The 25,164-nt window shown below is 62.5% G+C and carries 25 protein-coding genes; 23 read left to right on the top strand and 2 right to left on the bottom strand.

Annotation, left to right across the window (positions count from 1 at the left end; translation table 11 throughout):
- Positions 1 to 187 precede the first annotated feature (187 nt).
- The 3 genes from H585_RS0117910 to H585_RS0117900 all read left to right on the top strand — a co-directional run bounded on the left by H585_RS0117910 (position 188) and on the right by H585_RS0117900 (position 4,124).
- The gene (locus H585_RS0117910; RefSeq protein WP_027368827.1) at positions 188 to 1,567 is read left to right on the top strand and encodes a hypothetical protein; all 1,380 of its coding nucleotides are present in this window, start codon (positions 188 to 190) and stop codon (positions 1,565 to 1,567) included.
- 13 nt (positions 1,568 to 1,580) lie between these two features.
- The gene (locus H585_RS0117905; RefSeq protein WP_244432620.1) at positions 1,581 to 2,357 is read left to right on the top strand and encodes a transporter; all 777 of its coding nucleotides are present in this window, start codon (positions 1,581 to 1,583) and stop codon (positions 2,355 to 2,357) included.
- Positions 2,358 to 2,645: 288 nt separating this feature from the next.
- A complete protein-coding gene (locus H585_RS0117900; protein WP_027368825.1) occupies positions 2,646 to 4,124 on the top strand; it encodes a fused MFS/spermidine synthase in 1,479 nt (492 codons plus the stop codon).
- Between the two features lie 166 nt (positions 4,125 to 4,290).
- Here H585_RS0117900 and H585_RS0117895 read toward each other — a convergent pair whose 3' ends face one another.
- Both H585_RS0117895 and rpmB read right to left on the bottom strand, forming a co-directional pair.
- Entirely contained in the window at positions 4,291 to 4,932 is a 642-nt protein-coding gene (locus H585_RS0117895; protein ID WP_027368824.1) for a helix-turn-helix transcriptional regulator, read from the bottom strand.
- A gap of 367 nt (positions 4,933 to 5,299) precedes the next feature.
- On the bottom strand, positions 5,300 to 5,503 hold the full coding sequence (rpmB, locus tag H585_RS0117890; protein ID WP_005987105.1) for a 50S ribosomal protein L28: 204 nt from the start codon (positions 5,501 to 5,503) through the stop codon (positions 5,300 to 5,302).
- Between the two features lie 195 nt (positions 5,504 to 5,698).
- Here rpmB and H585_RS0117885 point away from each other — a divergent pair, with 195 nt between their 5' ends.
- The 20 genes from H585_RS0117885 to lon all read left to right on the top strand — a co-directional run bounded on the left by H585_RS0117885 (position 5,699) and on the right by lon (position 25,096).
- On the top strand, positions 5,699 to 6,226 hold the full coding sequence (locus H585_RS0117885) for a YceD family protein (protein ID WP_014260382.1): 528 nt from the start codon (positions 5,699 to 5,701) through the stop codon (positions 6,224 to 6,226).
- A gap of 34 nt (positions 6,227 to 6,260) precedes the next feature.
- Positions 6,261 to 6,455 carry a 50S ribosomal protein L32 gene (rpmF, locus tag H585_RS0117880; protein WP_005987103.1) on the top strand — a complete coding sequence of 65 codons (195 nt, stop codon included), beginning with the start codon at positions 6,261 to 6,263 and terminating at the stop codon, positions 6,453 to 6,455.
- The gene (plsX, locus tag H585_RS0117875) at positions 6,442 to 7,494 is read left to right on the top strand and encodes a phosphate acyltransferase PlsX (RefSeq protein ID WP_027368823.1); all 1,053 of its coding nucleotides are present in this window, start codon (positions 6,442 to 6,444) and stop codon (positions 7,492 to 7,494) included. The genes rpmF and plsX overlap by 14 nt, the downstream gene beginning before the upstream one ends.
- 59 nt (positions 7,495 to 7,553) lie before the next feature.
- Positions 7,554 to 8,552, top strand: a complete 999-nt coding sequence (locus H585_RS0117870; protein ID WP_014260380.1) for a beta-ketoacyl-ACP synthase III — start codon at positions 7,554 to 7,556, stop codon at positions 8,550 to 8,552.
- Positions 8,553 to 8,653: 101 nt separating this feature from the next.
- Positions 8,654 to 9,397, top strand: a complete 744-nt coding sequence (gene fabG / locus H585_RS0117865; protein ID WP_027368822.1) for a 3-oxoacyl-[acyl-carrier-protein] reductase — start codon at positions 8,654 to 8,656, stop codon at positions 9,395 to 9,397.
- A gap of 30 nt (positions 9,398 to 9,427) precedes the next feature.
- A complete protein-coding gene (acpP, locus tag H585_RS0117860; RefSeq protein WP_005987099.1) occupies positions 9,428 to 9,658 on the top strand; it encodes an acyl carrier protein in 231 nt (76 codons plus the stop codon).
- Positions 9,659 to 9,768: 110 nt separating this feature from the next.
- Entirely contained in the window at positions 9,769 to 11,010 is a 1,242-nt protein-coding gene (gene fabF, locus H585_RS0117855; protein WP_027368821.1) for a beta-ketoacyl-ACP synthase II, read from the top strand.
- A 98-nt stretch (positions 11,011 to 11,108) separates the two neighbouring features.
- Entirely contained in the window at positions 11,109 to 12,347 is a 1,239-nt protein-coding gene (glyA, locus tag H585_RS0117850) for a serine hydroxymethyltransferase (protein ID WP_027368820.1), read from the top strand.
- A gap of 225 nt (positions 12,348 to 12,572) precedes the next feature.
- Positions 12,573 to 13,031, top strand: a complete 459-nt coding sequence (locus H585_RS0117845; protein ID WP_014260376.1) for a deoxycytidylate deaminase — start codon at positions 12,573 to 12,575, stop codon at positions 13,029 to 13,031.
- Positions 13,024 to 14,166 (top strand): bifunctional diaminohydroxyphosphoribosylaminopyrimidine deaminase/5-amino-6-(5-phosphoribosylamino)uracil reductase RibD, encoded by a 1,143-nt coding sequence (ribD, locus tag H585_RS0117840; RefSeq protein WP_027368819.1) that lies wholly within the window; start codon positions 13,024 to 13,026, stop codon positions 14,164 to 14,166. Before H585_RS0117845 ends, ribD begins: the two co-directional genes overlap by 8 nt.
- A gap of 4 nt (positions 14,167 to 14,170) precedes the next feature.
- Positions 14,171 to 14,833 carry a riboflavin synthase gene (locus H585_RS0117835; RefSeq protein WP_027368818.1) on the top strand — a complete coding sequence of 221 codons (663 nt, stop codon included), beginning with the start codon at positions 14,171 to 14,173 and terminating at the stop codon, positions 14,831 to 14,833.
- 119 nt (positions 14,834 to 14,952) lie between these two features.
- Complete coding sequence (locus H585_RS0117830) at positions 14,953 to 16,194, top strand: bifunctional 3,4-dihydroxy-2-butanone-4-phosphate synthase/GTP cyclohydrolase II (RefSeq protein ID WP_014260373.1); 1,242 nt, start codon at positions 14,953 to 14,955, stop codon at positions 16,192 to 16,194.
- Position 16,195: 1 nt separating this feature from the next.
- Entirely contained in the window at positions 16,196 to 16,666 is a 471-nt protein-coding gene (gene ribH, locus H585_RS0117825) for a 6,7-dimethyl-8-ribityllumazine synthase (protein WP_014260372.1), read from the top strand.
- Positions 16,667 to 16,670: 4 nt separating this feature from the next.
- A complete protein-coding gene (gene nusB / locus H585_RS0117820; protein WP_005987091.1) occupies positions 16,671 to 17,156 on the top strand; it encodes a transcription antitermination factor NusB in 486 nt (161 codons plus the stop codon).
- 73 nt (positions 17,157 to 17,229) lie between these two features.
- Positions 17,230 to 19,731: a leucine--tRNA ligase gene (gene leuS / locus H585_RS0117815; protein WP_027368817.1), complete on the top strand. Its 2,502-nt coding sequence runs from the start codon at positions 17,230 to 17,232 to the stop codon at positions 19,729 to 19,731.
- A gap of 8 nt (positions 19,732 to 19,739) precedes the next feature.
- Entirely contained in the window at positions 19,740 to 20,243 is a 504-nt protein-coding gene (gene lptE / locus H585_RS0117810) for an LPS assembly lipoprotein LptE (RefSeq protein WP_027368816.1), read from the top strand.
- A gap of 52 nt (positions 20,244 to 20,295) precedes the next feature.
- Positions 20,296 to 21,324, top strand: coding sequence for a DNA polymerase III subunit delta (locus H585_RS0117805; RefSeq protein WP_027368815.1), 1,029 nt, complete (start codon positions 20,296 to 20,298; stop codon positions 21,322 to 21,324).
- Complete coding sequence (radC, locus tag H585_RS0117800; RefSeq protein ID WP_005987087.1) at positions 21,321 to 21,998, top strand: RadC family protein; 678 nt, start codon at positions 21,321 to 21,323, stop codon at positions 21,996 to 21,998. The genes H585_RS0117805 and radC overlap by 4 nt, the downstream gene beginning before the upstream one ends.
- Positions 21,999 to 22,047: 49 nt before the next feature.
- Complete coding sequence (locus H585_RS0117795) at positions 22,048 to 22,332, top strand: acylphosphatase (RefSeq protein WP_027368814.1); 285 nt, start codon at positions 22,048 to 22,050, stop codon at positions 22,330 to 22,332.
- A gap of 262 nt (positions 22,333 to 22,594) precedes the next feature.
- A complete protein-coding gene (gene lon / locus H585_RS0117790) occupies positions 22,595 to 25,096 on the top strand; it encodes an endopeptidase La (protein WP_027368813.1) in 2,502 nt (833 codons plus the stop codon).
- Positions 25,097 to 25,164 lie beyond the last annotated feature (68 nt).

Below are 25,164 nucleotides of genomic sequence, written 5' to 3'. Positions count from 1 at the left end.
CTTCCTAGAGTACGAAAGCCCTTCGGGACGCCACCCACCATTCCATCCGCCCCCCGTCCGCACGCGTAGACGGGAACCCGCGTTCGCGGCCTGTGGAAACGGGCGCCCATTTATCATGGTCTTGCCTGCTGATGCATGCTTCCTTTGCTGATGAGGTGACCCTATTCGACCTTACCAGGGAGGGACCATGATAAGACAGGCATTGCGAACCTTGGGGGCGGCGGTCCTTCTCGCACTGTTCGCGACCGGGCCCGCCTCGGCCATGCACATAGAGCAGCGCGACGAGGTCTCCTACCTGCGCGGACCTTATAATTTCGACTTCTACCAGCGCCACAACCACAGCTACCGAATTTCGTCGTCCATCCATTTCGCCCACGGCATCCAGCATGACCTGCTGGCGTTAAGGCCCATGGAAGAACACGTCAAAACCGACCAGGCCTCCGACGCCATGTACCTGGACATGCTGTTCAACCCGCCGCGCACCGAACCCAAGATGGACTACTATGCGCCATATACCAACCAGTTCGCCTGGCGGCTGTTGCGCAGCATCGACTGGACGCACATGCACCACGAGCAGACCTATGATATCCTGTCGGACGAAGGCATCCCCTGGCAGGAGAAGAAGGAGTGGACCGACCGCGCCGTGGCCTACTACCAGGACCAGCTCGACCTGCCCATGAGCGAAGCGCCGCTGGACGTGACCATGCGCCGGGCCGCGGTGATGATGAAGCCTTACTTCAGCCTGTTCCGCAACCACTACCCGCAGTCCAACAACTTCTTCTACGCTGCCCACTGGTGGCATCCGGTCATCTACGAGGCGCTCATGCTCGCCGGCAACGGAGAGGCCCAGCAGGCCATGCTCGATGCCACCAATAAGACCTATTACGAGCAGGTCCTGCGCGACCGGCCGCTGCGCATGCTCCTGTCCCGCGAGGCCATGCCGCGTTACAGCCGCATGTCACCCGAGTCGGCCAACATCTTCGACAACCTGCACATGCTCCACGGCATAGCCTATGACATTCTGGCCTATGACGCCTGGAGCCCGGATGAGCAGCGTGAAGAGCTGTATCGGGTCATCCGGGCCATGAGCCATCAGCCGGGGGACGAGAAGCTCGCGCGCAAGTTCGCCCTGCCCTACCCGGACATGGATCCGCGCGTGTACCATGACTGGATGCGCGGAACGGACGGAGCCATGACCCGCATCATGCTGGAAATGTGGGATGAGATGATGCCTATGATGATGCCTCGAGGCATGGCCATGGACGAAAGCCAACACCGCCGCATGTCCGAGCAGCTACGCATGAAACTTAGGCCCGGTCTGCAGCAGGGCGAATTGGCTGGTTCGCTGCACGATGCCATGAAGACGATTATGCCCGACATGCGCATGGCGCCCGAGGCCATGCGGCCCGGCGAAACACCGAAACAGATGGTCGAGACCATGCTCCAAGGCTGGCATCGCAAGTACGGCGACATGCCTGACGCGCAGCCCATATCCATGGCCGACGACCCGGTCCCGCCGGTTTCTCCATTCCAGGCGATCAAGGCCGAAGCCGCCACCATGCGCTAAGGGGGGACACAATATGACGACGCATCCGCTACTTGCCATCAGGATCTTGGCCATGATCCTCGCGGTGGCCGCCATCGCGCTGCCGTCCTCGGCCACGGCCCACGATCATGACAAGATCGACGACAACATTCCGCTACGCGTGGAGGACGCCTACGCCACGCCCTACCGCAATCGAGAATTCCAGGGCGTGTACCGCTACACACGCACGGACGGGGGCGATAATGAATTCCTCCTGGAGCCCATCCTGGAAGTCGGCGTATGGCGCAACGCCGAGGTCGAGCTGTCCGCGCCATTCCTGCTCGGCAATTCCGACGGCCGAGGCAGCGGCGACATCAATCTTTCAGGTTTGTACAACTTCAACCAGGAAGGCCTGTGGATTCCGGCCCTTGGCCTCAAGGGGCGGCTGACCTTTCCTTCGGGCGAGGACAGCGAGGGCGTGGATACGGAACTTAAGTTCCTGGCCACCAAGACCCTGGGCCACTCGCTGTTTTACAACCAGCTGCACGTCAACGCATCCTGGATGCACAACGACGCCCCCCTGAGCGACGAGCGCCGGGACCACTGGGCCGCGGTGCTGGGCTGGAGCGCGCGTTTGACCCCGGATCTCGTCTTCGTGGCCGACGTCTGGCGTGAGGAGACCAAGGTCAAGAATGAGGAGCAAAACGTGGCCGAAATCGGCCTGCGCTATCAATTGCGGCCCAATCTCACCGTGGCCATCGGTGGAGGACCGGGCTTCGGCGACGAGTCGCCCGAATTCCTGACCACCACGGGCATTCAGTTCAGCTTCTGAGCTATCCTTTCTTTCACCGGGAGAGGGGTTCGCCTCTCCCGGTTATAGCGTGGGCAACGGCAATCTCGAAGCGTCTGCGGCCATCAGTTCGTGACATTCCGCTTCCGCTTGGCCTATAGAGCAAATTGCTTTTAAGACGCCCGCTCCGGCGTTTACGGCGCAAGTGAATTGCGCCTACGCCTACACGGCGGCAAGCCATGCCGACGTATGGCTTGCAGAGCATTTTCAAAAGCAAGATGCTCTAAATGCACGATCATTTTGCACCATGCGCTATCGGGAGGATTTGTCATGCTCGAACTGGTGGTCTTCATTTGCGGAGCCATGGTCATGGCGCTCGAAATGGTCGGCTCGCGCATCCTGGCCCCGCACATGGGCACATCCATCATTGTCTGGACAAGCCTCATCGGCATCATCCTGGGCTGCCTGAGCCTGGGTTACTGGCTTGGCGGCAAACTGGCCGACCGCTCGCCCAACCGCAAGGCCCTGGCCGGCATCATCCTGCTGGCGGCTCTGAGCATCGGCCTCACGGCCATGGTCAACGGGCCGCTGCTGGCCGTGCTGCGCAAGGCCATGCCGGACATCTACGTGGGCTCCATAGTGGCTACCGTGCTGCTCTTCGCCGCGCCCTCGGTGCTCCTGGGCATGGTCTCGCCCTATGCCGTGCGCCTGCGCATAAGCGAGCTGGCCACCTCCGGCGCGTTGGTGGGCAGACTGTACGCCATCTCCACTGTGGGCAGCATCGTGGGCACCTTCCTGTCCGGCTTCGTGCTCGTGGCCTTCCTGGGCAGCTCCACCACCTTGCTCGTCATCGCCATCATCCTGGCCCTGACGGCCATCCTGGCCGCGCCATCCTTCAAGATCGCGGGTGCGGCCGGCGCGGCTTTCCTTGCCACGCTGCTCATGCTGAGCCTGTCGGCGCGTGCCGGACTGGACGAGGCCGGACTTGCCGACGTGGACACGCGCTACAACCGCATCCGCGTAACCACGGGCCACGACGCCATAACAGGTCGGCCAATCCGGGCCATGACCACCAACCCCGGCGGCACCCAATCGGCTATGTTCCTGGACGACACGCTGGAGCTGGCCCTGCGCTATACGAAATTCTTCGACATGGGCCGCCACTTCGTGCCCCATGCTCGGCAAGCGCTCATGCTCGGCGGCGGAGCCTACTCATACCCGCGCCATCTGCTGGCTCAGAATCCTGATATGAAGCTGGATGTGGTGGAACTGGACCCGGGCATGACCGCCCTGGCCCGCCGCTGGTTCGATTTGCATGACGATCCGCGCCTGCGCATCGTGCACGAGGACGCGCGCACGTTCCTGCAGCGAACGGAAAAAAAGTACGATCTGGCCTTCGTGGATGTATTCAACTCGCACTATGCCATTCCCTTCCATCTGGCCACGCTGGAGGCCGCCCAAAGCCTGCGCGCCAGCCTGCACGACGGCGGCGCGGCGGTCATAAACACCATCTCGGCCATCGAAGGCCGGCCCGGCCAGCTCCTGCGCGCGCAACTGGCCACCCTGCGCCAGGCCTTCACGCAGGTGCTCGTATTCCCGGTGCGCTCGCCATACAGCGGCGAGACCGTGCAGAACCTGATCCTGGTCGCCCTGACCACCGCCGGAGAGCCAGATCTGACCAGCGCGGACCCCGCCATGCAGGCCATGCTCGACCAGCGCTGGACGCGACCCATCCCAGAGGATCTGCCGCCCTTGACCGACGAGTACGCACCCGTGGACAGATATGCCCTGGGCATGGTCCTGCGCTGAGCCCGGCTCAACGCAGGGCTTTTTGCTCGGAGAATTGATGACGGCCCCGCGCACCATGGAACTGATGTGCACGAGGCCGTCACGCGACGCAATTGCTCGGCCTGTCGCTCGTTTAAACCACTGAGTATTGTTCAGCAGACAGCGCAAGCCCGAAACCGAACACTAGCTACAAATTCTGCACGGCCCATAGAGCCGCCTGTATCCTGTTAGGAACTCGTATCTTGGCGTAGATGTTATAGGCGTGGGTCTTGACCGTACTGGGGCTGATGAAGAGATTCTTGGCGATTTCCTCATTGCTCGCGCCTGCGGCGATCTGCTCCAGGACCTCCCGCTCCCTGGGAGTCAGGGTCGAGGTGTCGGCCGATTGAGTTGCCTGGGGTCGCACCTTGCGTTCGTCGCGCACGAATCGCGAGAGCACTTCTCGCGAGTACCACAGGTCGCCATGCAGGATGGAGGCAATACCCTTGATGAGCAGATCCGGCGGGTCGCACTCCCGGAACAGTCCATCGGCGCCGTTGCGTAATGCCTGCAGTTCCAGTGTCAATTCATGCGGCGCGTTGATGAGCGCAAGGCACGGCCCGTTGCCGTTTTCCGCGCGCTGTGAGCACATGGTCCAAAACTTGGGCAAATTGTTGCTCAAACAGTCCCAAAGAAGAAGCGGCCTGCGTGAATCCGCGACCTGCGCAGTGTCTGCTTGAGAAAATTCCTGCCGGCATTCGCTCGCTGCTCCGATCTGGTCCTCGATGTACTTGGCGAGCATGCGATTCTGAATCGTTCCTGGACCGATGACGAGTATGTGCGCGTTCATAGCCCCTTTTCCCTTACTGCTTCCACACGGTTTCACCGTGCGTGCCGGAAGCCACGACTTATGGACTTCAGGCCGCATTCCATTTCTGGCCGAAAGACGGCCATACTGCGAGATATACATTAAATGGAGGCTTATGGACAAGCAGAATCGGTTTCTTGCACGGAAAAAGAAACTGAAAACGCGAAGGCCGGCTTGCAAGTACTGTCCTTATTGATTCCTGGAACGAGCATGGACGCTTACGGCTATGTCATGGCTGCAGCAGCAGACGACAAAACATGGCACTACGACTACAGAGGATGGATAGAACAAAAAAGAAAGCCCCGGTTCCTTAGGGAATCGGGGCCGGCGTTCAAAAGTCGGGGTCAGTCTAGGCGTTAGCCACAGGCTTGACTACCTTGCCGGAACGGATGCAACGGGTGCAGACCTTCATGTGCTTGACCTCTCCCGAGGGCAGCAGCACGCGGACCTTCTGCAGGTTGGGCTGGAACACACGCTTGGTCTTGTTGTTGGCGTGGCTCACGTTGTTGCCCACGCTGCGGTGCTTTTCGCAGATTTCGCACTTCCTGGACATGGAATGCCTCCTCAAATGTTACGAAAATCGTTTTCTCGGCTGCTCCCGGACTCGTCGCGCCCGCCGATGCCCGGTTGCCGCTTTTATGCTTGCGCGAGGAACATGCTTCCTTATAGTCTTCTTTTAGGAATAGCAACCCCCTCTGTTCTTGACAAAGGGACTCGTTCGCAATAGATGGCTCCCTTGCGAGGAAGTATGGCTGAAGTTTGGATTTCACTCAAGGATATCCCGGCCGAGGGTCGGGAGTTTTCATTTTCGGACCAGTCCACCTGGGAAACCTACTGGCGGGAATTTCGTTTGCCCGTCAAGTCGGGCAAGCCGCTTGAGGCGACCTTCACGGTCTATCCTCAAAAGAGTGGAGTGCTGGTTCGCGGCCGCCTGACCGGCTCGGTCATCCTTGAATGCTCCCGCTGCACTGGCGACGTGGAGCATGTGGTGGACCTGCCGTTCGAGCTTTACGAAGAGGCTGGAGGCAACGCAGCAGGCGAGCAGAGCCAGCTTTTGCGTCGGGAGCGCGACCATCTGGAGCTCAACCCGGCCGAAATGCTCTGGGAGGAGTTCTCTCTAAACCTCCCGGTGAAGCTTTTGTGTTCGAAATACTGCAAGGGTCTGTGTCCCACATGCGGCAAGAACCTCAATCAGGAAGAATGCGCCTGTTCTTCTGATGAAGGCGACCCGCGCCTGGCCGCGCTGCGCGGCTTCAAGTTAACAAAGAAAGACTAGGTCGCACGACCGCAACAATAAAGAGAGGCTAGTCATGGCGGTACCAAAGTATAGAAAATCCAAGTCCAAGATTGGCATGCGCCGTTCCCATGATCACGTGGCCATTCCCAACGTGATCTTCTGCAAATGCGGCGAGCCCACTTTGCCGCATCGCATCTGCCCGAGCTGTGGCACGTACAAGGGTCGTCAGATGCTAAGGATCGCAGAAAAGACCGATGCCAACGAATAATCCGCGCATAGCCGTGGACGCCATGGGCGGCGATTTCGGGCCCTCGGTGGTTGTGCCGGGGGCCTTGAACGCCGCCCGACAGGGCGGCTGCACGCTGCTCCTGGTCGGCGATCCTGCCCAGATCGAGGCCGAGTTGGCCAAGCATGACACCAAGGGCCTGTCCATCGAAGTAGTTCCCGCCAGCCAGGTGGTGACCATGGAGGACAAGCCCTCGGAGATTCTGCGTCGCAAGAAAGATTCATCCATCCACGTGGCTTGCCGACTGGTTAAGGAAGGCAAGGCCGACGGCGTGGTCAGCGCGGGCAATTCCGGGGCCACATTGGCCTGCGGTATGTTCGTGCTCGGGCGCATCGAGGGTGTGGAGCGGCCGGCTCTGGCCAGCTTTCTACCCACCGAAAAAAAACCCGTGGTGCTCATCGACGTGGGCGCCAACGTAGACGCCAAGCCCTACCACCTCTTCCAATTCGGACTCATGGCCGATGTGCTGGCCAAGACGGTGCTCGGTTACGAGAAACCCCGCGTGGGCATTCTGTCCATTGGCGAAGAAGAGGGCAAGGGTAACATCCAAGTCAAGGAAGCCTACGACATCTTCCGCAAGTCCTCGCTAAACTTTCTTGGCAACGTGGAAGGCCGGGACATTTTCACCGGCGACATCGACGTGGTGGTTTGCGACGGATTTGTGGGCAATGTGGCTCTCAAGCTCTCCGAAGGCTTGGCCACGTCTATGGGCCGCATGCTCAAGGGCGAGCTGACCCGGAGCATACTGTCCAAATTGGGCACCGTGCTGGCCATCGGAGCGCTCAAGCGCTTCAAGCGCCTGACGGACTACGCCGAGTACGGCGGAGCGCCCCTGCTCGGCTTGTCCGGTATCGTCATCGTTTGCCATGGCAAGTCGAATATAAAGGCCATAAACAGCGCCGTGGACATGGCAAGCACTTTCGTGAAGAATGACGCCAACGGGCGCCTCGTACGCGCCCTGTCACGGAACGAGGAACTGACCATGTTCCTGCGCACCCGCGTCGCGGCCGAGGGGCAGTAGCCCTCCGGCTGATTCCGCAAGCCGCTTGCGCGGCACGAACCTGAGCACATAAAAATTACATGACTACTCCTAGTTCCGCCTATATCCTCGGGCTCGGCTTCCACGTGCCCGAGAAAGTTCTGACTAACCGTGATCTGGAGCGCATGGTCGAGACCAGCGACGAGTGGATCACCTCGCGGACAGGCATCCGCGAGCGGCACATCGCCGAAGTCGGAACCAGCTCTTCGGACCTGGCCCTGGCGGCCGCTCGCAAAGCCCTGGATGCCGCTGGCATCCTGCCCAGCGAGTTGACTCACATCATCTGCCCCACTTTGACTCCCGACAGCTATACGCCGTCCACAGCCTGCATCCTTGAGCACAAGCTAGGGCTGAACGGGGCCATGGCCATGGACATCAGCGCGGCCTGCTCCGGTTTCCTTTACGGCCTGGAGACGGCTCGGGCCATTCTTGCTCTGCATCCCGACGCCGTGGTGCTTGTGACCGCGGCCGAGGTTCTCACCTCGCGCACCAACTGGGCCGACCGCTCCACCTGCGTGCTCTTCGGCGACGGGGCCGGCGCCGCGGTGCTCGCGTCCAAGCCACGCGGCGACAAATCCGCGACCGTCATGGACGTACTGCTGCGCAGCGACGGCGCCCTGGGGGATTTCCTGACCATCAAGGGTGGAGGCTCGGCCAGACCCTATGCCCTGGGTGAGAGCGTGTGCGAGGATTTTTTCATCCAGATGCAGGGCCGCGATGTATTCAAGCACGCTGTCCGCTCCATGGAGTCCGTGTCCCGCGAAGTCCTTGAACGCAACGGCTTCGGAGTGGAGCAGGTGGACGTATGCATCTCCCACCAGGCCAACCTGCGCATCATCGAGCATGTGGGCAAGAAGCTGGCGATTCCCGAGGAAAAGATTTTCGTCAACTTGGACCGCTACGGCAATACGTCCGCGGCCAGCATACCCATTGCCTTGGCCGAGGCCCTGCAGACAGGCTTTATCAAGGCCGGCGATCTGGTGCTTCTGGCCACCTTTGGCGGAGGCTTCACCTGGGGCTCGGCCCTGCTGCGCTTCTAGGTCTCTTTGTGCTTGGGCGAGCAGGAATGCATTGCAGTCGCGGCGCATTTCGGCTAGTAAGTCCAGGGCAATTGTTTCGACAAGGAAAGTAAATCCAGACAATGAGTGAACTTACCAAAACTGCGCTGGTCACCGGCGGCTCCCGCGGCATAGGCAAGGAAATCGCCAAGCGCCTGGCTGCCGACGGCTTTCAGGTCTATCTGACGTATGTGAGCAAGCCCGAGCTGGCCGAGCAGGTCGTGGCCGAGATCGCGGCTTCGGGCGGCAAGGCAAAGGCTTTCCTGCTCGATTCAGGCGATCGGGAAGCCGTCGCTCGCTTCTTCGCCGGGGAGATCAAGGACAAGGTACTGCTCAGCGTCTTGGTGAACAATGCAGGCATTACCCGTGACGGGCTGATCATGCGCATGAAGGACGATGACTGGGACAAGGTCCTGGATATCAACCTTTCCGGAGCGTTCGCCTTCCTGCGCGAGGCCGCCAAGATCATGACCCGCCAACGGGAAGGCCGCATAATCAATATCTCATCAGTGGTTGGGCAATCCGGCAATGCCGGTCAGGCCAACTACTCGGCGGCCAAGGCCGGGCTCATCGGCCTGACCAAGGCCTCGGCACTGGAGCTGGCTAGCCGCAACGTGACGGTCAACGCCGTTGCTCCAGGATTCATCGAAACCGACATGACCGCCGTGCTTCCGGACAAGGTCAGGGAATCCCTGCTCGAGCGTATCCCCCTCAAACGCCTTGGGCAGGCGGCGGACATCGCGGCAGCGGTGTCCTTCCTCGCCTCGGAAGGCGCCGGATACGTCACGGGCCAGGTCCTGGCCGTGAACGGTGGCATGTACATGTAACTCAACTCGACTTCGAATGTTGGAGGGACTATGTCCGTTGAAGCCAAAGTCAAAGAGATCATTGTGGACCAGCTTGGCGTTTCCGCCGAGGATGTAAAGCCCGAAGCCTCCTTCGTGGACGATCTGGGCGCCGACTCCCTGGACCTCACCGAGCTCATAATGGCCATGGAAGAGGAATTCGGCATCGAGATCGACGACGAGGACGCCCAGAAGCTCCTCAAGGTCAAGGACGCCATCTCCTATATCCAGTCCAAGCAGTAACCGCCGTTGGCGGAGACTGCTCCATGCGCGGTTTCGGGCGTCTTGCGGCCGCTGGCGGCGCGTAAGACGCTCGCTTTCTTTAGTAAACAACCCATCCGAAGGGATCTGATATGATCGGAAACAGGGTAGTCGTCACCGGGCTCTCGACAATAACGCCCCTTGGCAACGACCTGGAGACAACCTGGCGCAATATGCTTGCTGGCAAGTCCGGCGTCGGGCCCATCACCCAGTTCGACACCACCAACTTCGCCACCAAGATCGCCGGCTCGGTCAAGGGATTCGATCCCGAGCAGTACATGGATATCAAGCAGGCTCGGAGGATGGATACATTCACCCAGTATGCCGTTGCCTGCAGCAAGATGCTCATGGACGACTCGGGCTTCAAGATTACGCCCGACAATGCCGACCGCGTAGGCACCATGATCGGTGTGGGGCTCGGTGGCCTACACACCATCGAGGTCAACCACTCCAAGATGCTCCAGTCCGGGCCCAAGCGCATCACGCCCTTCTTCATCCCGGTGCTCATCGCCAACATGGCAGCGGGCCAGGTCTCAATCTTCCTGGGTGCGCGCGGCCCCAACCTGTGCACCACCTCGGCCTGCGCCTCGGGTCTGCACGCCATCGGCTACGCCTACACCGACATCATGCTCGGCCGGGCCGACGCCTTTATCTGCGGCGGCTCCGAGTCCACCATCACGTCTTTGGGCATCGCCGGCTTCAATGTCATGAAGGCGCTGTCCACGCGCAATGACGACCCGGAGCGCGCTTCGCGGCCTTTTGACCGCGACCGTGACGGTTTCGTCATGGGCGAAGGCTGCGGTCTCATGCTCCTGGAGTCCCTGGAGACCGCCAAGGCTCGCGGAGCCAAGATCCTTGCCGAGGTCGTGGGCTTCGGCGCCTCGGCCGACGCCTACCACATGGCCGCGCCGCCCGAGAACGGCGACGGCATGGCCCGCTCCATGCGCGCTACCCTCAAGGAAGCCAACGTGGAGCCTTCGGTGGTAGCGCACATCAACTGCCACGCCACGTCCACGCCCGCAGGCGACATGTGCGAAGTCAGAGCCATCAAGACCGTCTTCGGTGAACACGCGCCCAAGATCGCGCTCACGGCCAACAAGTCGCTCTTCGGCCACTTGCTGGGCGGCGCGGGCGGCGTCGAAACGGTCATCATGGTCAAGAGCATGGTGGAAAGCCTTGTGCCGCCCACCATCAACCTGGAAAATCCCGACCCGGAGATGGACCTCGACTGCGTAACGGCGCCGCGCAAGCTGGACATGCCCTACGCGTTGAGCAACTCCTTCGGTTTCGGCGGAACCAACTGTTCCGTGCTGATGAAGAAATTCGACGGATAGCCGAGCGGGGGCCTCGCGCCCCCGCCTTCCGTCCGAGCCAGCCGGGCCGCGCCAGCCCCCGGCTACGCACGACGCTCTTTCTAACAAGAGGGAAGACCATGGAAGAACTCCTCATGCAAGACCCGGAACTGGCCAGGGCCATCACCCTGGAGTGCGACCGCCAGGTGAGCGGCCTGGAACTCATCGCCTCCGAGAACTTCACATCCACTGCCGTACGTCAGGCCATGGGCAGCGTGCTGACCCACAAGTACGCCGAGGGCTACCCCGGCAAGCGTTACTATGGCGGCTGCGAATTCGTGGACATGGCCGAAAACCTGGCCATCGAACGCGCCAAGCGGCTCTTCGGGGCGCAGTACGCCAACGTGCAGCCCCATGCAGGCTCACAGGCCAACATGGCCGTGTACTTCGGCGCTCTGCAGCCCGGCGACACGGTGCTCGGCATGAACCTCTCCCATGGCGGCCACCTGACCCACGGTTCGCCGGTCAACTTCTCGGGCCGGCTCTACAAGATCGTGTCCTACGGCGTGTCCCGCGAGACCGGCACCATCGACTACGATGAAGTGCAGCGCCTGGCCGACGAGCACAAGCCCAAGATGATCATCGCCGGCGCATCGGCCTACCCGCGTACTCTGGATTTTCCCCGCTTCCGCCAGATCGCCGACTCCGTGGGCGCCAAGCTCATGGTGGACATGGCGCATATCGCCGGCCTCATCGCCGCCGGCGTGCACCCGAACTGCATCGAGCACGCGCACTACACCACCACGACGACGCACAAGACCCTGCGCGGCCCGCGCGGCGGCATGATCCTGTCCTCCGAGGAATTCGGCAAGACTCTCAACTCGCAGATCTTCCCCGGCATCCAGGGCGGCCCGCTCATGCACATCATAGCGGCCAAGGCCGTTGCCTTCGGCGAGGCCCTGTCCCCCAAGTTCAAGATCTACCAGCAGCAGGTAGTCAAGAACGCAAAGGTACTGGCCAAGACCCTGACTGACGCGGGCTACAGCCTCGTATCCGGCGGCACGGACAACCACCTCATGCTCGTGGACCTGACCAACAAGGAATTCACGGGCAAGGACGCCGAGATATCTCTGGACAAGGCCGGCATCACGGTCAACAAAAATACCGTGCCCTTCGAGACCCGCTCGCCCTTCATCACTTCTGGCGTGCGTCTGGGAACCCCGGCGCTGACCACGCGCGGCATGAAGGAAAAAGAGATGGAGCAGGTTGGCGCATGGATTGTCGAGGCTCTGGCCAGCATCGGCAACGAGAGCAAGCTCGCCGATATCAAGAAGCGGGTGAACGTTTTCGCGCGGGAGTTCCCGATCTTCGCTTGGTAAGATAGATAGAATTTGCCTCCGGCGGCCGGGGGAGCTAGGCTCCCCCGGTCCCCCTTTTTTTGCGGCCCAGGTGCGTTGAACGTTCACACGCCATCACGCGTCGAGCTTGGCCTTGTAAGATATTAAAATGTTTTGAGGAAAGGATGGGGGGCTCGGGGGGAAGGGAAACCCCTTTCTCAAAAGGGGGTTTCCCTTCCCCCCGATTCCCGCATCAAAGGAGTCGTCATGTCCCGTCGCCTGCCCTGGCCCGAATACTTCATGAAGATCGCCTACCTCGTTGCCGAGCGCAGCACCTGCCTGCGCCGCAAGGTGGGCGCCATAGCGGTCAAGGACAAGCGCATCGCGGCCACGGGCTACAACGGCGTGCCCTCGGGCCTGGCGCACTGCGAGGACGTGGGCTGCCTGCGCGAAAAGATGGGCATCCCGTCCGGCCAACGTCACGAACTGTGCCGCGGCCTGCACGCCGAGCAGAACGTCATCATCCAGGCCGCGACCCACGGCGTGGACATCTCGGGCGCTAGCATCTACTGCACCACCCAGCCCTGCCTGATCTGCACGAAGATGCTCATCAACGTGGGCGTGAAGGAAATCTGGTTCGCGGAGGCCTACCCGGACGAGTTGTCCCAAGGCATGCTGACCGAGGCGGGCGTGACTTTCGGCCTATTGGAGATTCCCCATGACTGACCACGCTATCTTCATGCGGCGCGCTCTGGAACTCGCCGAGCGCTGCCGGGGCTTCACCGCACCAAACCCATGCGTGGGTGCGGTGCTCGTGCGCGATGGACAGGTCGTGGCCGAGGGCTGGCACAAGATATACGGCGGCCCGCACGCCGAGCGAGAAGCCATTGCCGACGCTCGCGCCAAGGGAGTGGATACCTCGACCTGCGACATGTACGTTACCCTGGAGCCCTGCAGCCACCACGGCAAGACTCCGCCCTGCACCGAAGCGATCCTGGAAGCCGGCATCAAGCGCGTACTCGTGGGCTGCAAGGATCTCAATCCTACCGTGCCGGGCCGTGGGACTGAGTACCTGCTCTCCAAGGGCGTGCAGGTGGAGCTAGGCGTCCTGGAGCAGGAGTGCCAAGACGCCATCGCCGACTTCATGCTTTGGAAGACCAAGGGCCGCGCCTGGTGCACGCTCAAGCTGGCCATGACCCTGGACGGCCGCATCGGCGGCCCCACGGGCAAGCCCGAGTCCGTGAGCGGCCAGGAATCGCACCGCCGCGTGCAGCTTCTGCGCGCCCGCTCCGACGCGGTGCTTATTGGCGGCGGCACCCTGCGCGCCGACGACCCGCGCCTGACCTGCCGCCTGCAGCCCGAGGGCAACGCGCAGGTCAAGCGTCCCCTGGCCATCGTGGCCACGCGCAAGCTCACGGGCATTAGCGCGAGCTTCTACCTCTTGCGCGAACGACCAAGCGAACTCATATTCTGGACAACGGACGAAGCAGCCCGCTCGGACACGGCCGACAGACTGGGCGACATGGGCTGTCGCGTGTGGGGTCTTCCCGAGCATTCCGCTGGCGGACTTGACCTTGCGGCCGGACTGGAGCGCTTCATGCGCGATGCCGGCGGCCATTACGTGCTCTGCGAGGGCGGCGGGCACATGGCCATGAGTCTGGCCCTGCAATCCGCGGCCGACGAGTTGAAGGTCTTTTTGGCCCCGCGCGCCCTGGGCGACGAGCGCGCGCCTGCGTCCTTCGCGGGCCGTAGCGTCGAGTCCGTGGCCGAGGCCGTCGATTGGCGCGTGCTGCGCGCGGAGCCTTCGGGCAGCGACCTTGAGATCACGCTACGGCCGCAAGTCGCGGCGGTTGGAGAATAGCAGGATGTTCACCGGACTCATTCAAGGCCTGGGCCGTATCGAGGCCGTCGAGAACCGCGGGGCCGAATCGCGTTTGCGCGTCGCGCCGCGCTTTGCGCTGACCGACGTACGCATCGGCGAGTCCATCGCGGTCAATGGCGCATGCCTGACCGTGGAGACGTGGAACGGCTCGGCGTTCACGGCCTATGCTTCGGCCGAGACCATGCACCGCACCAATCTCGGGAAACTGCGGCCCGGCTCGAACGTCAACCTGGAGCGCGCCCTGGCCTTCGGCGACCGCTTGGGCGGCCATCTGGTCAGCGGCCACGTGGACTGCCTGGCCGAGGTCGAATCGGTCTCCCCGGCCGGCGAGTCGAAAAAGTACGTTCTGCGGTTCCCGGCCGAGTACGGACCGACGGTTATCGAAAAAGGTTCCGTGGCTCTGGACGGCATCAGCCTGACGATCAACGAATGCGGCCCGGATTTCCTCAGCGTGAACATCATCCCCGAAACTCAGGGCCAAACGACCATCCTGGACTGGGCTCCAGGGCGGGCCGTTAACATGGAAACCGACCTCATCGGCAAGTACGTGCAGCGCATGATCGAGCCGTACGTTAGCGGCCAGGGTCAGGGCGCGGCCAAGCCCTCAAGCATCAATGAAGAATTCCTGCGCCGGCATGGATTCTGAAATCTGGTGCAGGCCGTCTAGGCCGGTTTCGCTTTTCAATCCCGGCATTTCCGAGTAAGTTACACGGTTGCCGCGCGCCCTTCGTTGCGCGGTCCCCATCCAGTGGAGAGCATAGCATAATGACTGACAATCCATTTCTGGTTTCCAGCGAGGAAGCCATCGAGGAAATCCGCAAGGGTCGGATGATCATCCTGGTGGACGACGAGGACCGCGAAAACGAGGGCGACCTGACCATCGCCGCGGAATTTGTCACCCCCGAGATCATCAACTTCATGGCCACCCACGGCCGCGGGCTCATCTGCCTGTCGCTCTCGCATGATCGCGTGGAGCACCTGCAGCTGCCCATGATGGCGACCAAGAACGAATCGGGCTTCGGCACCAACTTCACCGTGTCCGTCGAGGCCCGCAAGGGCGTGACCACGGGCATCTCGGCCTATGACCGGGCCACGACGATACTCACGGCCATCACCGACGATGTGAAGCCCGAGGACCTGGTCACGCCGGGTCACGTGTTCCCCCTGCGCGCCAGGGAGGGCGGCGTGCTCGTGCGCGCCGGACAGACCGAAGGCTCCGTGGACCTGGCCAAGCTGGCCGGCCTCAAGAGCGCGGCGGTCATCTGCGAGATCATGCGCGAGGATGGCAACATGGCTCGCATGCCCGATCTCATCGAGTTCGCGCGCAAGCACGACATGAAGATCGCCACCATTGCCGACCTCATCCGCTACCGCATGCGTTTCGGCAACCTGTCCGTGGAGAAAGTTGGCGAGGCCAAGCTGCCCACCTGCCACTCCGGCGAGTGGACCATCCACGCCTTCCGCTCGGATATCGACGGCAAGGAGCACATCGCCCTGAGCAAGGGTGATGTGAGCAGCGGCGAGCCCGTGCTCGTGCGCGTGCACTCCGAATGTCTGACGGGCGACGTGTTCGGCTCTTCGCGCTGCGACTGCGGCGGCCAGCTGCAAAGCGCCATGCGCATGATGGAGGCCGACGGGCGCGGTGTGCTCCTGTACATGCGCCAGGAGGGCCGGGGCATCGGCCTGGGCAATAAGATTAGAGCCTACCACCTGCAGGACCAGGGGCTGGATACGGTGGAGGCCAACGAAAAGCTCGGCTTCAAGGCCGATCTGCGCGAATACGGCACCGGCGCACAGATCCTCGTTGCCTTGGGCGTGAGAAAGATGCGCATCATGACCAACAACCCCAAGAAAATCATTGGGCTGGAGGGCTACGGGCTGGAAGTCGTGGAGCGCGTGCCCATCGAGATGTCCGCCTGCCAGCAGAACCTCTTCTATCTCCAGACCAAGAAGGCCAAGCTCGGCCACCTTTTGGAACTCAAGGACACGGAAACGAGCGGAGCATAATATGCAGCATGTCAAGACCATCGAAGGCCGCCTGGAAGCCTCGGGCCTCAAATTCGCCCTTGTGGCCACCCGCTTCAACGACTTCATCGTGGACCGCCTCGTAGGCGGGGCCGTGGACTACCTCGTGCGCCACGGCGCGAGCAAGGAAGACCTGACCCTGGTCAAGCTGCCCGGCGCTTTCGAGATGCCCCTGGTGGCCAGGAAACTGGCGGCAACCAAGGAGTTCGCCGGCGTCATCTGCCTGGGCGCCGTCATCCGCGGAGCCACTCCGCATTTCGACTTCGTGGCCGGCGAGTGCGCCAAGGGCATCGCCGTGGCAGCCATGGAAACCGGAGTGCCCATCGGCTTCGGCGTGCTGACCACCGACACCTTGGAGCAGGCCATCGAGCGCGCGGGTTCCAAGGGCGGTAACAAGGGCGTGGAGGCCGCGGCCGCCGTGCTGGAGACCGTGAGGGTCCTGGAGCAGCTATAATCGCATGTCAGAAAAGAAGAAAAGTGCCCGGCGCTTTGCCCGGGAGAAGGCCTTTCAGGTGCTCTACGGCATCGAGTTCACCGACTCCTCGCACCTGGGGGCCGTTCGTGACGCCTTTGTCGAGTATCCCAGGCCCGAGCGCCAGACCAAGCTTGACGAGAAATCCGACACCTTCGCCTGGGAACTGGTCAAGGGCACCTGGGAGTCCAAAGCCGAGTTGGACGGAATCATCGGCCGCTTCTCCCAGAACTGGAAAGTCACGCGCATCGCCAAGGTCGACCTGACCATACTGCGCCTGGGCATGTTCGAGATATTGCACCGGCCGGACATCCCGCTCAAGGTGGCCATCAACGAGGCCGTTGAGCTGGCCAAGGAGTTCGGCGACGAACACTCGCGCAACTTCGTCAACGGCATCCTGGACGCGGCGGCCAGAGCCGTGGATACGGGCGAGATCGGCACCAGGCCGCCGCAGGCCAAGGGCGACGAGTAGCCGCTCAGGTTTAATCCGTCTCGGCAGATTCGACAGCACGGCCGGTTGAAAGACAACGTAAAGGATTTCCCCCATGGGCATCGGCAAGTACGAACCGCAGACGATCGAGCAGAAGTGGCAGGACGAGTGGCGCGAGCGCAGGCTTTTCGCAGCCGAGAGCACCTCGGATAAGCCCAAGTACTACGTGCTGGAGATGTTCCCCTACCCCTCCGGCAAGATCCACATGGGCCACGTGCGCAACTACTCCATCGGCGATGTAGTGGCGCGCTATAAGCGCATGCGCGGCTTCCATGTCCTGCACCCCATGGGTTGGGACGCGTTCGGGCTGCCGGCCGAGAACGCGGCCATCAAGCACGGCATTCACCCGGCCAAATGGACCTTCGCCAACATCGACGAGATGCGCGCGCAGCTTCAGCGCATGGGCTACTCCTACGACTGGGAACGCGAGTTGGCCACCTGCACCCCGGAATACTACAAGTGGGAGCAGCTCTTCTTCATCCGCATGATGGAGAAGGGCCTGGCCTATCGCCGCAAATCGCCCCAGAACTGGTGTCCCGACTGCCACACCGTGCTGGCCAACGAGCAGGTCGAGGATGGCAAGTGCTGGCGTTGCGACGCAGTGGTCGAGCAGAAGGAGCTGGAGCAGTGGTTCCTGCGCATCACGGACTATGCCGAGGAATTGCTGGCCGACCTGGACAAGCTCGCCGGCGGTTGGCCCGAGCGCGTGCTGACCATGCAGCGCAACTGGATAGGTCGAAGCCACGGCTCTGAGATCACCTTTCAGATCGAGGGCCTCGCCGAGTCCATCACTGTATTCACGACCAGGCCCGACACGCTCTTCGGCGCGACGTTCATGAGTCTCGCCGCGGAGCATCCGCTCGTGAAGCGACTTGCGGAGGGCACGTCCGAGCAGGACAAGATCAAGGACTTCGTGCACAAGGTCGTCAGCCTGGACCGCATCCAGCGCGCTGCCGACGACCTGGAGAAGGAAGGCGTATTCACCGGGCGCTACTGCCTGAACCCCGTGACCGGCGCGCGCATGCCCATCTACGTGGCTAATTTCGTGCTCATGGGTTACGGCACGGGTGCGGTCATGGCCGTGCCTGCCCACGATCAGCGGGATTTCGAGTTCGCCAGGAAGTATGATCTGCCCATGAAGGTGGTCATCAGCCCGGCCGAAGGCGAGCCGCTCAAGGTCGAGGATCTCACGGAAGCCTACACCGCGCCCGGCGTGCTGGTGGACTCGGGCGAGTTCACGGGTCTGCCCAACGAAGAGGCAAAGGCCAAGATCACCGATCGTCTGGCCGAGCGCTCCATCGCCAAGAAGACCGTGAACTACCGGCTGCGCGACTGGAACGTATCCCGCCAGCGATACTGGGGCGCGCCTATCCCGGCCATATACTGCGCCACGTGCGGCGTGGTGCCCGTGCCCGAGAGCGACCTGCCCGTAATCCTGCCGCTGGAGGTCAAGACGCGCGAGGACGGCCGTTCGCCCCTGCCCGACTTCCAGGAGTTCGTGCACACCTGGTGCCCCAAGTGCGGCGGACCGGCCCGGCGCGAGACCGATACCTTCGACACCTTCATGGAGTCGAGCTGGTACTATGCGCGCTACACTTCGACCCATAGCACCGACGCGGCCTTCGACGACGCGGCCTTGAAATACTGGCTGCCCGTGGACCAGTATATCGGCGGCATCGAGCATGCCATCCTGCACCTGCTCTACTCCCGCTTTTTCATCAAGATCCTGCGTGACATGGGCTACCCGGTGCCCGACGAGCCCTTCGCGTCCCTGTTGACCCAGGGCATGGTCATCAAGGACGGCGCCAAGATGAGCAAGTCCAAGGGCAACGTGGTGGACCCTGGCGACATGATCGGCAGGTATGGGGCCGATACCACCCGCCTGTTCATTCTCTTCGCCGCGCCGCCCGAGAAGGAGCTTGAATGGAGCGACCAGGGCGTCGAGGGAGCCTCGCGTTTCCTGGGCCGCTTGTGGCGGCTCGTGGAAGAACTCCTCCCGGATCTTTCTGCGAGCGGCGCCTGCGCGGACCTGGACCCGGCGACCCTGAGCCCCAGGACCAAGGATCTGCGTCGTAAGGAACACGAAACCGTGCAGCGCGTCACCCGTGACCTGGAGCCGCCCTTCCAGTTCAACACGGTCATTGCCGCGGTCATGGAGCTGGTCAACGAGCTGTACCACGCCAAGGACGAACTGCGCGCAACCGACCAAGGCAAGGCCGCCCTGTCCTCGGCCGTGGCCACGGTGCTCACGGTGCTCTCGCCCGTGGCCCCGCACATCTGCGAAGAGTTGTGGCGCACCATCGGCAACGCCGGACTGGTCTGCGCCGAACCCTGGCCCACGTGGGACGAGACCGCCTTGGCCCGCGACGAAATCACAGTGGTGGTGCAGGTCAACGGCAAGCTGCGCGGCAAGCTTGTAGTGCCGGCCGATTCCTCCGAGGATGCCGTGCGCCAGGCGGCTCTTGGCGACGAGAACGTCGTGCGCCATCTTGAAGGCAAGACCGTGCGCAAGGTCGTGGTGGTTCCGGGCAAGCTGGTCAACATCGTGGTAGGCTAGGAGGCGTCATGGCCCGCCCGCTCAGCGTTTGCGTAACCATAGCCGCCCTGCTCGCGGCGGCTATGCTTGCGTCCTGCGGCTACCACCTAGGTGCGCCGCGAGACCTGCCCGGCGAGGTGCGGACACTGCATATCGGCAAGGTGGAGAACCCCACTTTGGACGTGAGCCTGACGCCCCTGCTGCATACCCTCTTCCGTGACGAGATCAACAAGCGGGACATGGCGGAATGGTCCAGCGCAGGCAAGGCCGACGGCATCGTGAACCTGGAGGTGGTCAATGTATACACCGACAGCCGGGTTACGACGACCCAGGATGTCACCCTCAAGTTTCAGGTGTTGGTGACCATACGCGGGACGCTCATGCGTCGCGCGGATAAGGTGCAGGTCTGGGATTCCGGTTCCGTAACAGGCGAGGAAACCTTCCTGGGCCTAGCACAGGAGGCTCAGGCCACCCGCCGGGCCATGGACTTCGCGGTGCGCCGCTTGGTGGACACCCTGACTGCTACCTTCTAGGCCCCCGCGGCCTCTATGGTCTGCGTAGCGTGGCACAATTGGAGCGCCGACCATGCAAAGACCAGCCTTCTCCTTCCTTGTCTGCCCCGATGCCGAACTTGCGCGCGCCGAGCTTGAACGTCTTGTCGTGGTCCACGCGGCCGGAGGTTTCGAGCGCCGGGCCTACTTCGGCGATGAGGAGCTGCCGGCCCGTTTTTGGCAAGATCTGAGCAGCCCCGGTCTGCTTGGCGGGAGCAAACTCGTGCTGCTGCGCCGCGCCGAAGCGCTCAAGGCTGACGCATGGAAGGAGTTGTCGCCACGCCTGGCCGGCTTCAACGAGGCTTGCTGGCCAATCTTCTGCATCGAATCCGCCTGGCAGAAAGGCTCCCCCAAGCTCCCCGCCCATTTGACCAAAGCCAAACCCTGGGAAGCGGCAAAGGCCCGCAACTGGGTCTGGCAGTCACCAGGCCTGACGCGCAAGACTCTGCCCGGCTTCGTGCTGGCCAGATTCAAGGCCGAAGGGTTGCACGCCACCCCTCAGGTATTGGAAGGCCTGTGCGCGCGGCTACCCGAGGACGCCTCGGCCGTATCCAGCGAGATCGCCAAGCTGTCTCTGGTTCTGCCAGGAGGGCAAGAAGGACAAGGCGGCCAAGACAGAGAGGTACGTCCCGATCACCTGGACATGCTGAACTCCTACGAGGGACTGGATGTCTGGGGGCTGCTGGAGGCCATCCAGGAAGGTGGCGGCCAGGCTAAAGTCTGGCGGCACGTGCTGGGCCATGGTGGCGAAGACGCATTGTTTCCGCTCATATTCGGACTGACGCGCGAAGTGCGAACTTTATGGATGCTCGCTTCGGGCGAGGGCGGCAAGGTTCGCCTGCCCCCATGGCTGGCCGAAAAAAAGGAACGCGCCGCACGCAGGCTTGGTCAGGTACGCTTGGCCGAAGCCCTAAGTCTGGCCCTGGACGCCGAGCTCTCCGTAAAATCCGGCGAAAAGAGCGATGTCCAAGCCCTTGAGCTGCTCGTGGCCGGGCTACTGCGCCTGTTCGGCCCTACGCCGCAGCAAGTCGGACGGCCATCTCCCGTGAGCCGCAGGTCGTGAGCGACAAGCCGCACTATCACGGCCATCGGGAAAGGTTGCGCGAGCGATTGGTCCGCGAGCCCAGGAGCTTGGCCGACTACGAGATCCTTGAGCTGCTCCTGGGTCATGTTGTCCGGCGCGGAGACACCAAGCCCCTGGCCAAGGAGCTGCTGACCACGTTCGGCACCCTGCGCGGCGTATTCGAGGCCCAAGAGGCGGAGCTGCTGGACGTGCCCGGTTTCGGCCCATCACTGGCCGGATTTTGGGCTTTGTGGCGCGAGACATGGTCGCGGCTGCACGAGGCCCCGTTGCGCGAGCGTGCGGTGCTCTCCGGCCCCGAACAGGTCGCCGCGCTGGCGAAGGCCCGGCTCGGCCCTTCGCGCACCGAGGAATTCTGGCTGGCCCTGGTGGACAGCAAGAACCGCCTGCTGGCCTGGGAACGCCTCTCCCGCGGCACCGTGGACCGCACGCCGGTCTACCCGCGCGAGGTCTTGGCCTTGGCACTCAAGCACCAGGCCGCTGGCGTAATCCTCGTGCACAACCACCCCGGCGGCGACCCCAAGCCTTCCTCGGACGACATCGAAACTACCCGGCGTATCGCCAGGGTGGCCCTGGAGATGGGCCTGCGCTTGCTGGATCATCTGGTCGTGGCAGAGGCGGGATGGTACAGTTTCGAGCAGCAGGGCATGCTGTAGGGGCGACATGCGCATCGCTCATGGAGCTTGCCGAGCAAGGAGGACGATCATGTCCCAGGGACCTAAGACTATACGCTGCCTCGTGTCCGGTCTGGTGCAGGGCGTGTCCTTCCGCTACTGGACCCAGGAAACGGCCACGCGCCTTGGCCTGCGCGGCTGGGTGCGCAACCTGTCCGACGGCCGCGTGGAAGTCCTGGCCCAGGGTGCCGAAGAGGCCACGGAGAGCCTGCGACAAGCTCTGCACGACGGTCCACCCATGTCCCAAGTGCAGGCCGTGGAGTGCTTCAAGGAACCCAACTCCGAGGAATTCAACGGCTTCGTCATCCGGCGCTAGCATGCGAGAGCAGACTGCCTTTACACGCGCAGACGAAGGCCTACAACCTTTTTACGCTCAGCCCCCTTTACGCCCAGGTAGAAGTGATTACACTTGTCCACGTTGCCCGTGCGCCCCGATTATTTAGTTGTCCGGATTATCTAATCTTTCCCGCTTTTAGCCGATAAACGGGGCCACAGGCCTAACCAAACGCCCTTGCTTCCGGAAGCAGGCCGCGCCAGCGGCCCTGGCAATCCGCCGGGCGTTCCGTTAAGGAGAATGCATGAGCAAAGAATACAACGACACTCTCGCCATGAGCGAAGGCGGTTCTCACGACGAAGAAGAGGCCATGATCGAGGTCTCCCCCGCGGAGGCCGGCAGCGCTGACACGAGCCAGCTCGAGATACCCAGCGAGCTGCCCGTGCTGCCCGTGCGCGACATCGTGGTCTTCAACTACATGATCCTGCCCCTGTTCGTGGGCCGCGAGAAATCCGTGGCCGCCGTGGACACCTCGCTCAACACCAGCCGCTTCATTCTCATCCTGACCCAGAAGGACGAAAAGGTGGACGAGCCCGGCGAGCAGGATCTGCACCAGATCGGCACCGTGGCCATGATCATGCGCATGCTCAAGATGCCGGACGGCCGGCTCAAGGTGCTCGTGCAGGGCCTGTCCCGTGCGCGGGTGACCGCCTTCCACGAAGGCGAGAAGCACCACATGGCCGAGATTCAGCCCATCGAGGAGCCGGCTCTGGTTGAGCATGGCCCCGAGGTTGAGGCGCTCATGCGCGCCTCGCGCGAGCAGAGCGAAAAGATAATGCAGCTGCGCGGCATCTCTTCGCCCGACATCACCGCGGTACTCGGCAGTGTGGAAGAGCCCGGGCGGCTGGCCGACCTCATCGCTTCCAACCTGCGCGTCAAGGTTGAGGACGCCCAGGCCATTCTTGAATGCGTGGAGCCGGTCAAGCGCCTGCAGTTGGTCAACGACCAGCTGGCCAAGGAGGTCGAAGTAGCCTCCATGCAGGCCAAGATCCAGTCCATGGCCAAAGAAGGCATGGACAAGGCCCAGAAAGACTTTTTCCTGCGCGAACAGATGAAGGCCATCCGCCGCGAGCTGGGTGAGACCGGCGAGGAGTCCGAGGAAGCCGATCAGCTGCGCGAGGCCATCGCCAAAGCAGGCATGCCCAAGGAAGTTCGTTCCGAGGCCGAGAAGCAGCTGCGGCGCATGGAGTCCATGCACCCCGACTCCTCCGAGGCCAGCGTCATCCGCACCTATCTCGACTGGATGGTCGAGCTGCCCTGGAAGAAAATGTCCAAGGATCGCCTGGACATCAAGGAAGCTCAGAGAATACTGGACGAGGATCACTACGGCCTGGACAAGGTCAAGGAGCGCATCCTCGAATACCTGTCGGTACGCAAGCTGAATCCCAAGATGAAGGGTCCCATTCTCTGCTTTGTTGGCCCCCCGGGCGTGGGCAAGACCTCGCTGGGCCGTTCCATCGCGCGCTCCCTGGGCCGCCAGTTCGTGCGCATGAGTTTGGGCGGCATGCGCGACGAGGCCGAGATTCGCGGCCACCGGCGCACGTACATCGGCTCCATGCCAGGCCGCATCATCCAGTCCATCAAGCAGGCCGGCACCAAAAACCCGATCATCATGCTGGACGAAATCGACAAGGTGGGCACCGACTTCCGCGGCGATCCGTCCTCGGCACTCCTTGAGGTGCTTGATCCGGAACAGAATTATACTTTCCAGGACCACTACCTGAACGTGCCCTTCGACCTGTCCAAGGTCATGTTCATCTGCACGTCCAACGTGCTCGACACAATTCCCGGACCGCTGCGCGACCGTATGGAGATCATCCGCATCCCGGGCTACACCGAGAGCGACAAGGTCAAGATCGCCCGCACCTATCTCGTGCCGCGTCAAGCCAAAGAGAACGGCCTTTCCGAGGACGAGGTGCAAATCACCGACCAGGTCATCGCCAAGGTCATCCGCGAGTACACACGCGAGGCTGGCCTGCGCAACCTGGAGCGGGAACTTGGCTCCGTGTGCCGCAAGCTGGCGCGCAAGAAGGCCGAGGGCAAGGAAGGTCCCTTCAAGGTCACGGCCAATGTGTTGCCCAAGATGCTCGGCATCCCGCCCTTCCGCGCCGAGGAGCGCGAGAAGGATCTGCCTCCGGGCGTTGCCACGGGCCTGGCCTGGACGCCTTATGGCGGCGAGATCCTGCACATCGAGATCTCGACCATGCCTGGCAAGGGCCGCCTGACCCTTACGGGCCAGTTGGGCGAAGTGATGAAGGAGTCGGCCCAGGCCGCCCTGTCCTATGCGCGCAGCCGGGCCGCTAAGTTGGGCATCGATGCCGACTTCTCGGACAAGAACGACATCCATATCCACGTACCCGCGGGCGCGACACCCAAGGACGGCCCCTCGGCCGGCGTGACGCTCGTCACCGCGCTCATCTCGGCTCTCACGGGCACGCGCGTGTGCAGCGATGTGGCCATGACCGGCGAGATCACCCTGCGCGGCCGCGTGCTGCCCGTGGGCGGGATCAAAGAGAAGATCCTGGCCGCCGTATCCCAAGGCATCAAGTGGGTCATCATCCCCAAGGCCAACGAGAAGGACCTGCAGGACATCCCAGCCGAGTTGCTCAGGAAGATCACCATCAAGCCTGTTGAACTCATCGACGAGATCTGGCCCCTGGCCTGCGAAAAGCGCAAGGCCAAGCGCAAGCCGGGAGCCCCCACGCCCGAGACCAAGGGTGAGCAGAAACCCGAAGCAAGGGCCTAGGCTTAGAAAACCGTCAATTCGCATGCTCAAGCGGGCCGGGTCATATGATCCGGCCCGTTTTTTCATGT

It is taken from the genome of Desulfocurvibacter africanus subsp. africanus DSM 2603, assembly GCF_000422545.1.
In the GTDB taxonomy this organism is placed as follows: domain Bacteria; phylum Desulfobacterota; class Desulfovibrionia; order Desulfovibrionales; family Desulfovibrionaceae; genus Desulfocurvibacter; species Desulfocurvibacter africanus.
The sequence above is the reverse complement of the archived record's forward strand: the minus strand, read 5'-3'. Positions and strand labels throughout refer to the sequence as shown.

Excerpts from the sequence above, each read along its gene's own strand:
- H585_RS0117910 (WP_027368827.1), top strand. The coding sequence starts at position 188 with ATGATAAGACAGGCATTGCGAACCTTGGGGGCGGCGGTCCTTCTCGCA.
- H585_RS0117905 (WP_244432620.1), top strand. The coding sequence starts at position 1,581 with ATGACGACGCATCCGCTACTTGCCATCAGGATCTTGGCCATGATCCTC.
- H585_RS0117900 (WP_027368825.1), top strand. The coding sequence starts at position 2,646 with ATGCTCGAACTGGTGGTCTTCATTTGCGGAGCCATGGTCATGGCGCTC.
- H585_RS0117895 (WP_027368824.1), bottom strand. The coding sequence starts at position 4,932 with ATGAACGCGCACATACTCGTCATCGGTCCAGGAACGATTCAGAATCGC.
- rpmB (WP_005987105.1), bottom strand. The coding sequence starts at position 5,503 with ATGTCCAGGAAGTGCGAAATCTGCGAAAAGCACCGCAGCGTGGGCAAC.
- H585_RS0117885 (WP_014260382.1), top strand. The coding sequence starts at position 5,699 with ATGGCTGAAGTTTGGATTTCACTCAAGGATATCCCGGCCGAGGGTCGG.
- rpmF (WP_005987103.1), top strand. The coding sequence starts at position 6,261 with ATGGCGGTACCAAAGTATAGAAAATCCAAGTCCAAGATTGGCATGCGC.
- plsX (WP_027368823.1), top strand. The coding sequence starts at position 6,442 with ATGCCAACGAATAATCCGCGCATAGCCGTGGACGCCATGGGCGGCGAT.
- H585_RS0117870 (WP_014260380.1), top strand. The coding sequence starts at position 7,554 with ATGACTACTCCTAGTTCCGCCTATATCCTCGGGCTCGGCTTCCACGTG.
- fabG (WP_027368822.1), top strand. The coding sequence starts at position 8,654 with ATGAGTGAACTTACCAAAACTGCGCTGGTCACCGGCGGCTCCCGCGGC.
- acpP (WP_005987099.1), top strand. The coding sequence starts at position 9,428 with ATGTCCGTTGAAGCCAAAGTCAAAGAGATCATTGTGGACCAGCTTGGC.
- fabF (WP_027368821.1), top strand. The coding sequence starts at position 9,769 with ATGATCGGAAACAGGGTAGTCGTCACCGGGCTCTCGACAATAACGCCC.
- glyA (WP_027368820.1), top strand. The coding sequence starts at position 11,109 with ATGGAAGAACTCCTCATGCAAGACCCGGAACTGGCCAGGGCCATCACC.
- H585_RS0117845 (WP_014260376.1), top strand. The coding sequence starts at position 12,573 with ATGTCCCGTCGCCTGCCCTGGCCCGAATACTTCATGAAGATCGCCTAC.
- ribD (WP_027368819.1), top strand. The coding sequence starts at position 13,024 with ATGACTGACCACGCTATCTTCATGCGGCGCGCTCTGGAACTCGCCGAG.
- H585_RS0117835 (WP_027368818.1), top strand. The coding sequence starts at position 14,171 with ATGTTCACCGGACTCATTCAAGGCCTGGGCCGTATCGAGGCCGTCGAG.
- H585_RS0117830 (WP_014260373.1), top strand. The coding sequence starts at position 14,953 with ATGACTGACAATCCATTTCTGGTTTCCAGCGAGGAAGCCATCGAGGAA.
- ribH (WP_014260372.1), top strand. The coding sequence starts at position 16,196 with ATGCAGCATGTCAAGACCATCGAAGGCCGCCTGGAAGCCTCGGGCCTC.
- nusB (WP_005987091.1), top strand. The coding sequence starts at position 16,671 with ATGTCAGAAAAGAAGAAAAGTGCCCGGCGCTTTGCCCGGGAGAAGGCC.
- leuS (WP_027368817.1), top strand. The coding sequence starts at position 17,230 with ATGGGCATCGGCAAGTACGAACCGCAGACGATCGAGCAGAAGTGGCAG.
- lptE (WP_027368816.1), top strand. The coding sequence starts at position 19,740 with ATGGCCCGCCCGCTCAGCGTTTGCGTAACCATAGCCGCCCTGCTCGCG.
- H585_RS0117805 (WP_027368815.1), top strand. The coding sequence starts at position 20,296 with ATGCAAAGACCAGCCTTCTCCTTCCTTGTCTGCCCCGATGCCGAACTT.
- H585_RS0117795 (WP_027368814.1), top strand. The coding sequence starts at position 22,048 with ATGTCCCAGGGACCTAAGACTATACGCTGCCTCGTGTCCGGTCTGGTG.
- lon (WP_027368813.1), top strand. The coding sequence starts at position 22,595 with ATGAGCAAAGAATACAACGACACTCTCGCCATGAGCGAAGGCGGTTCT.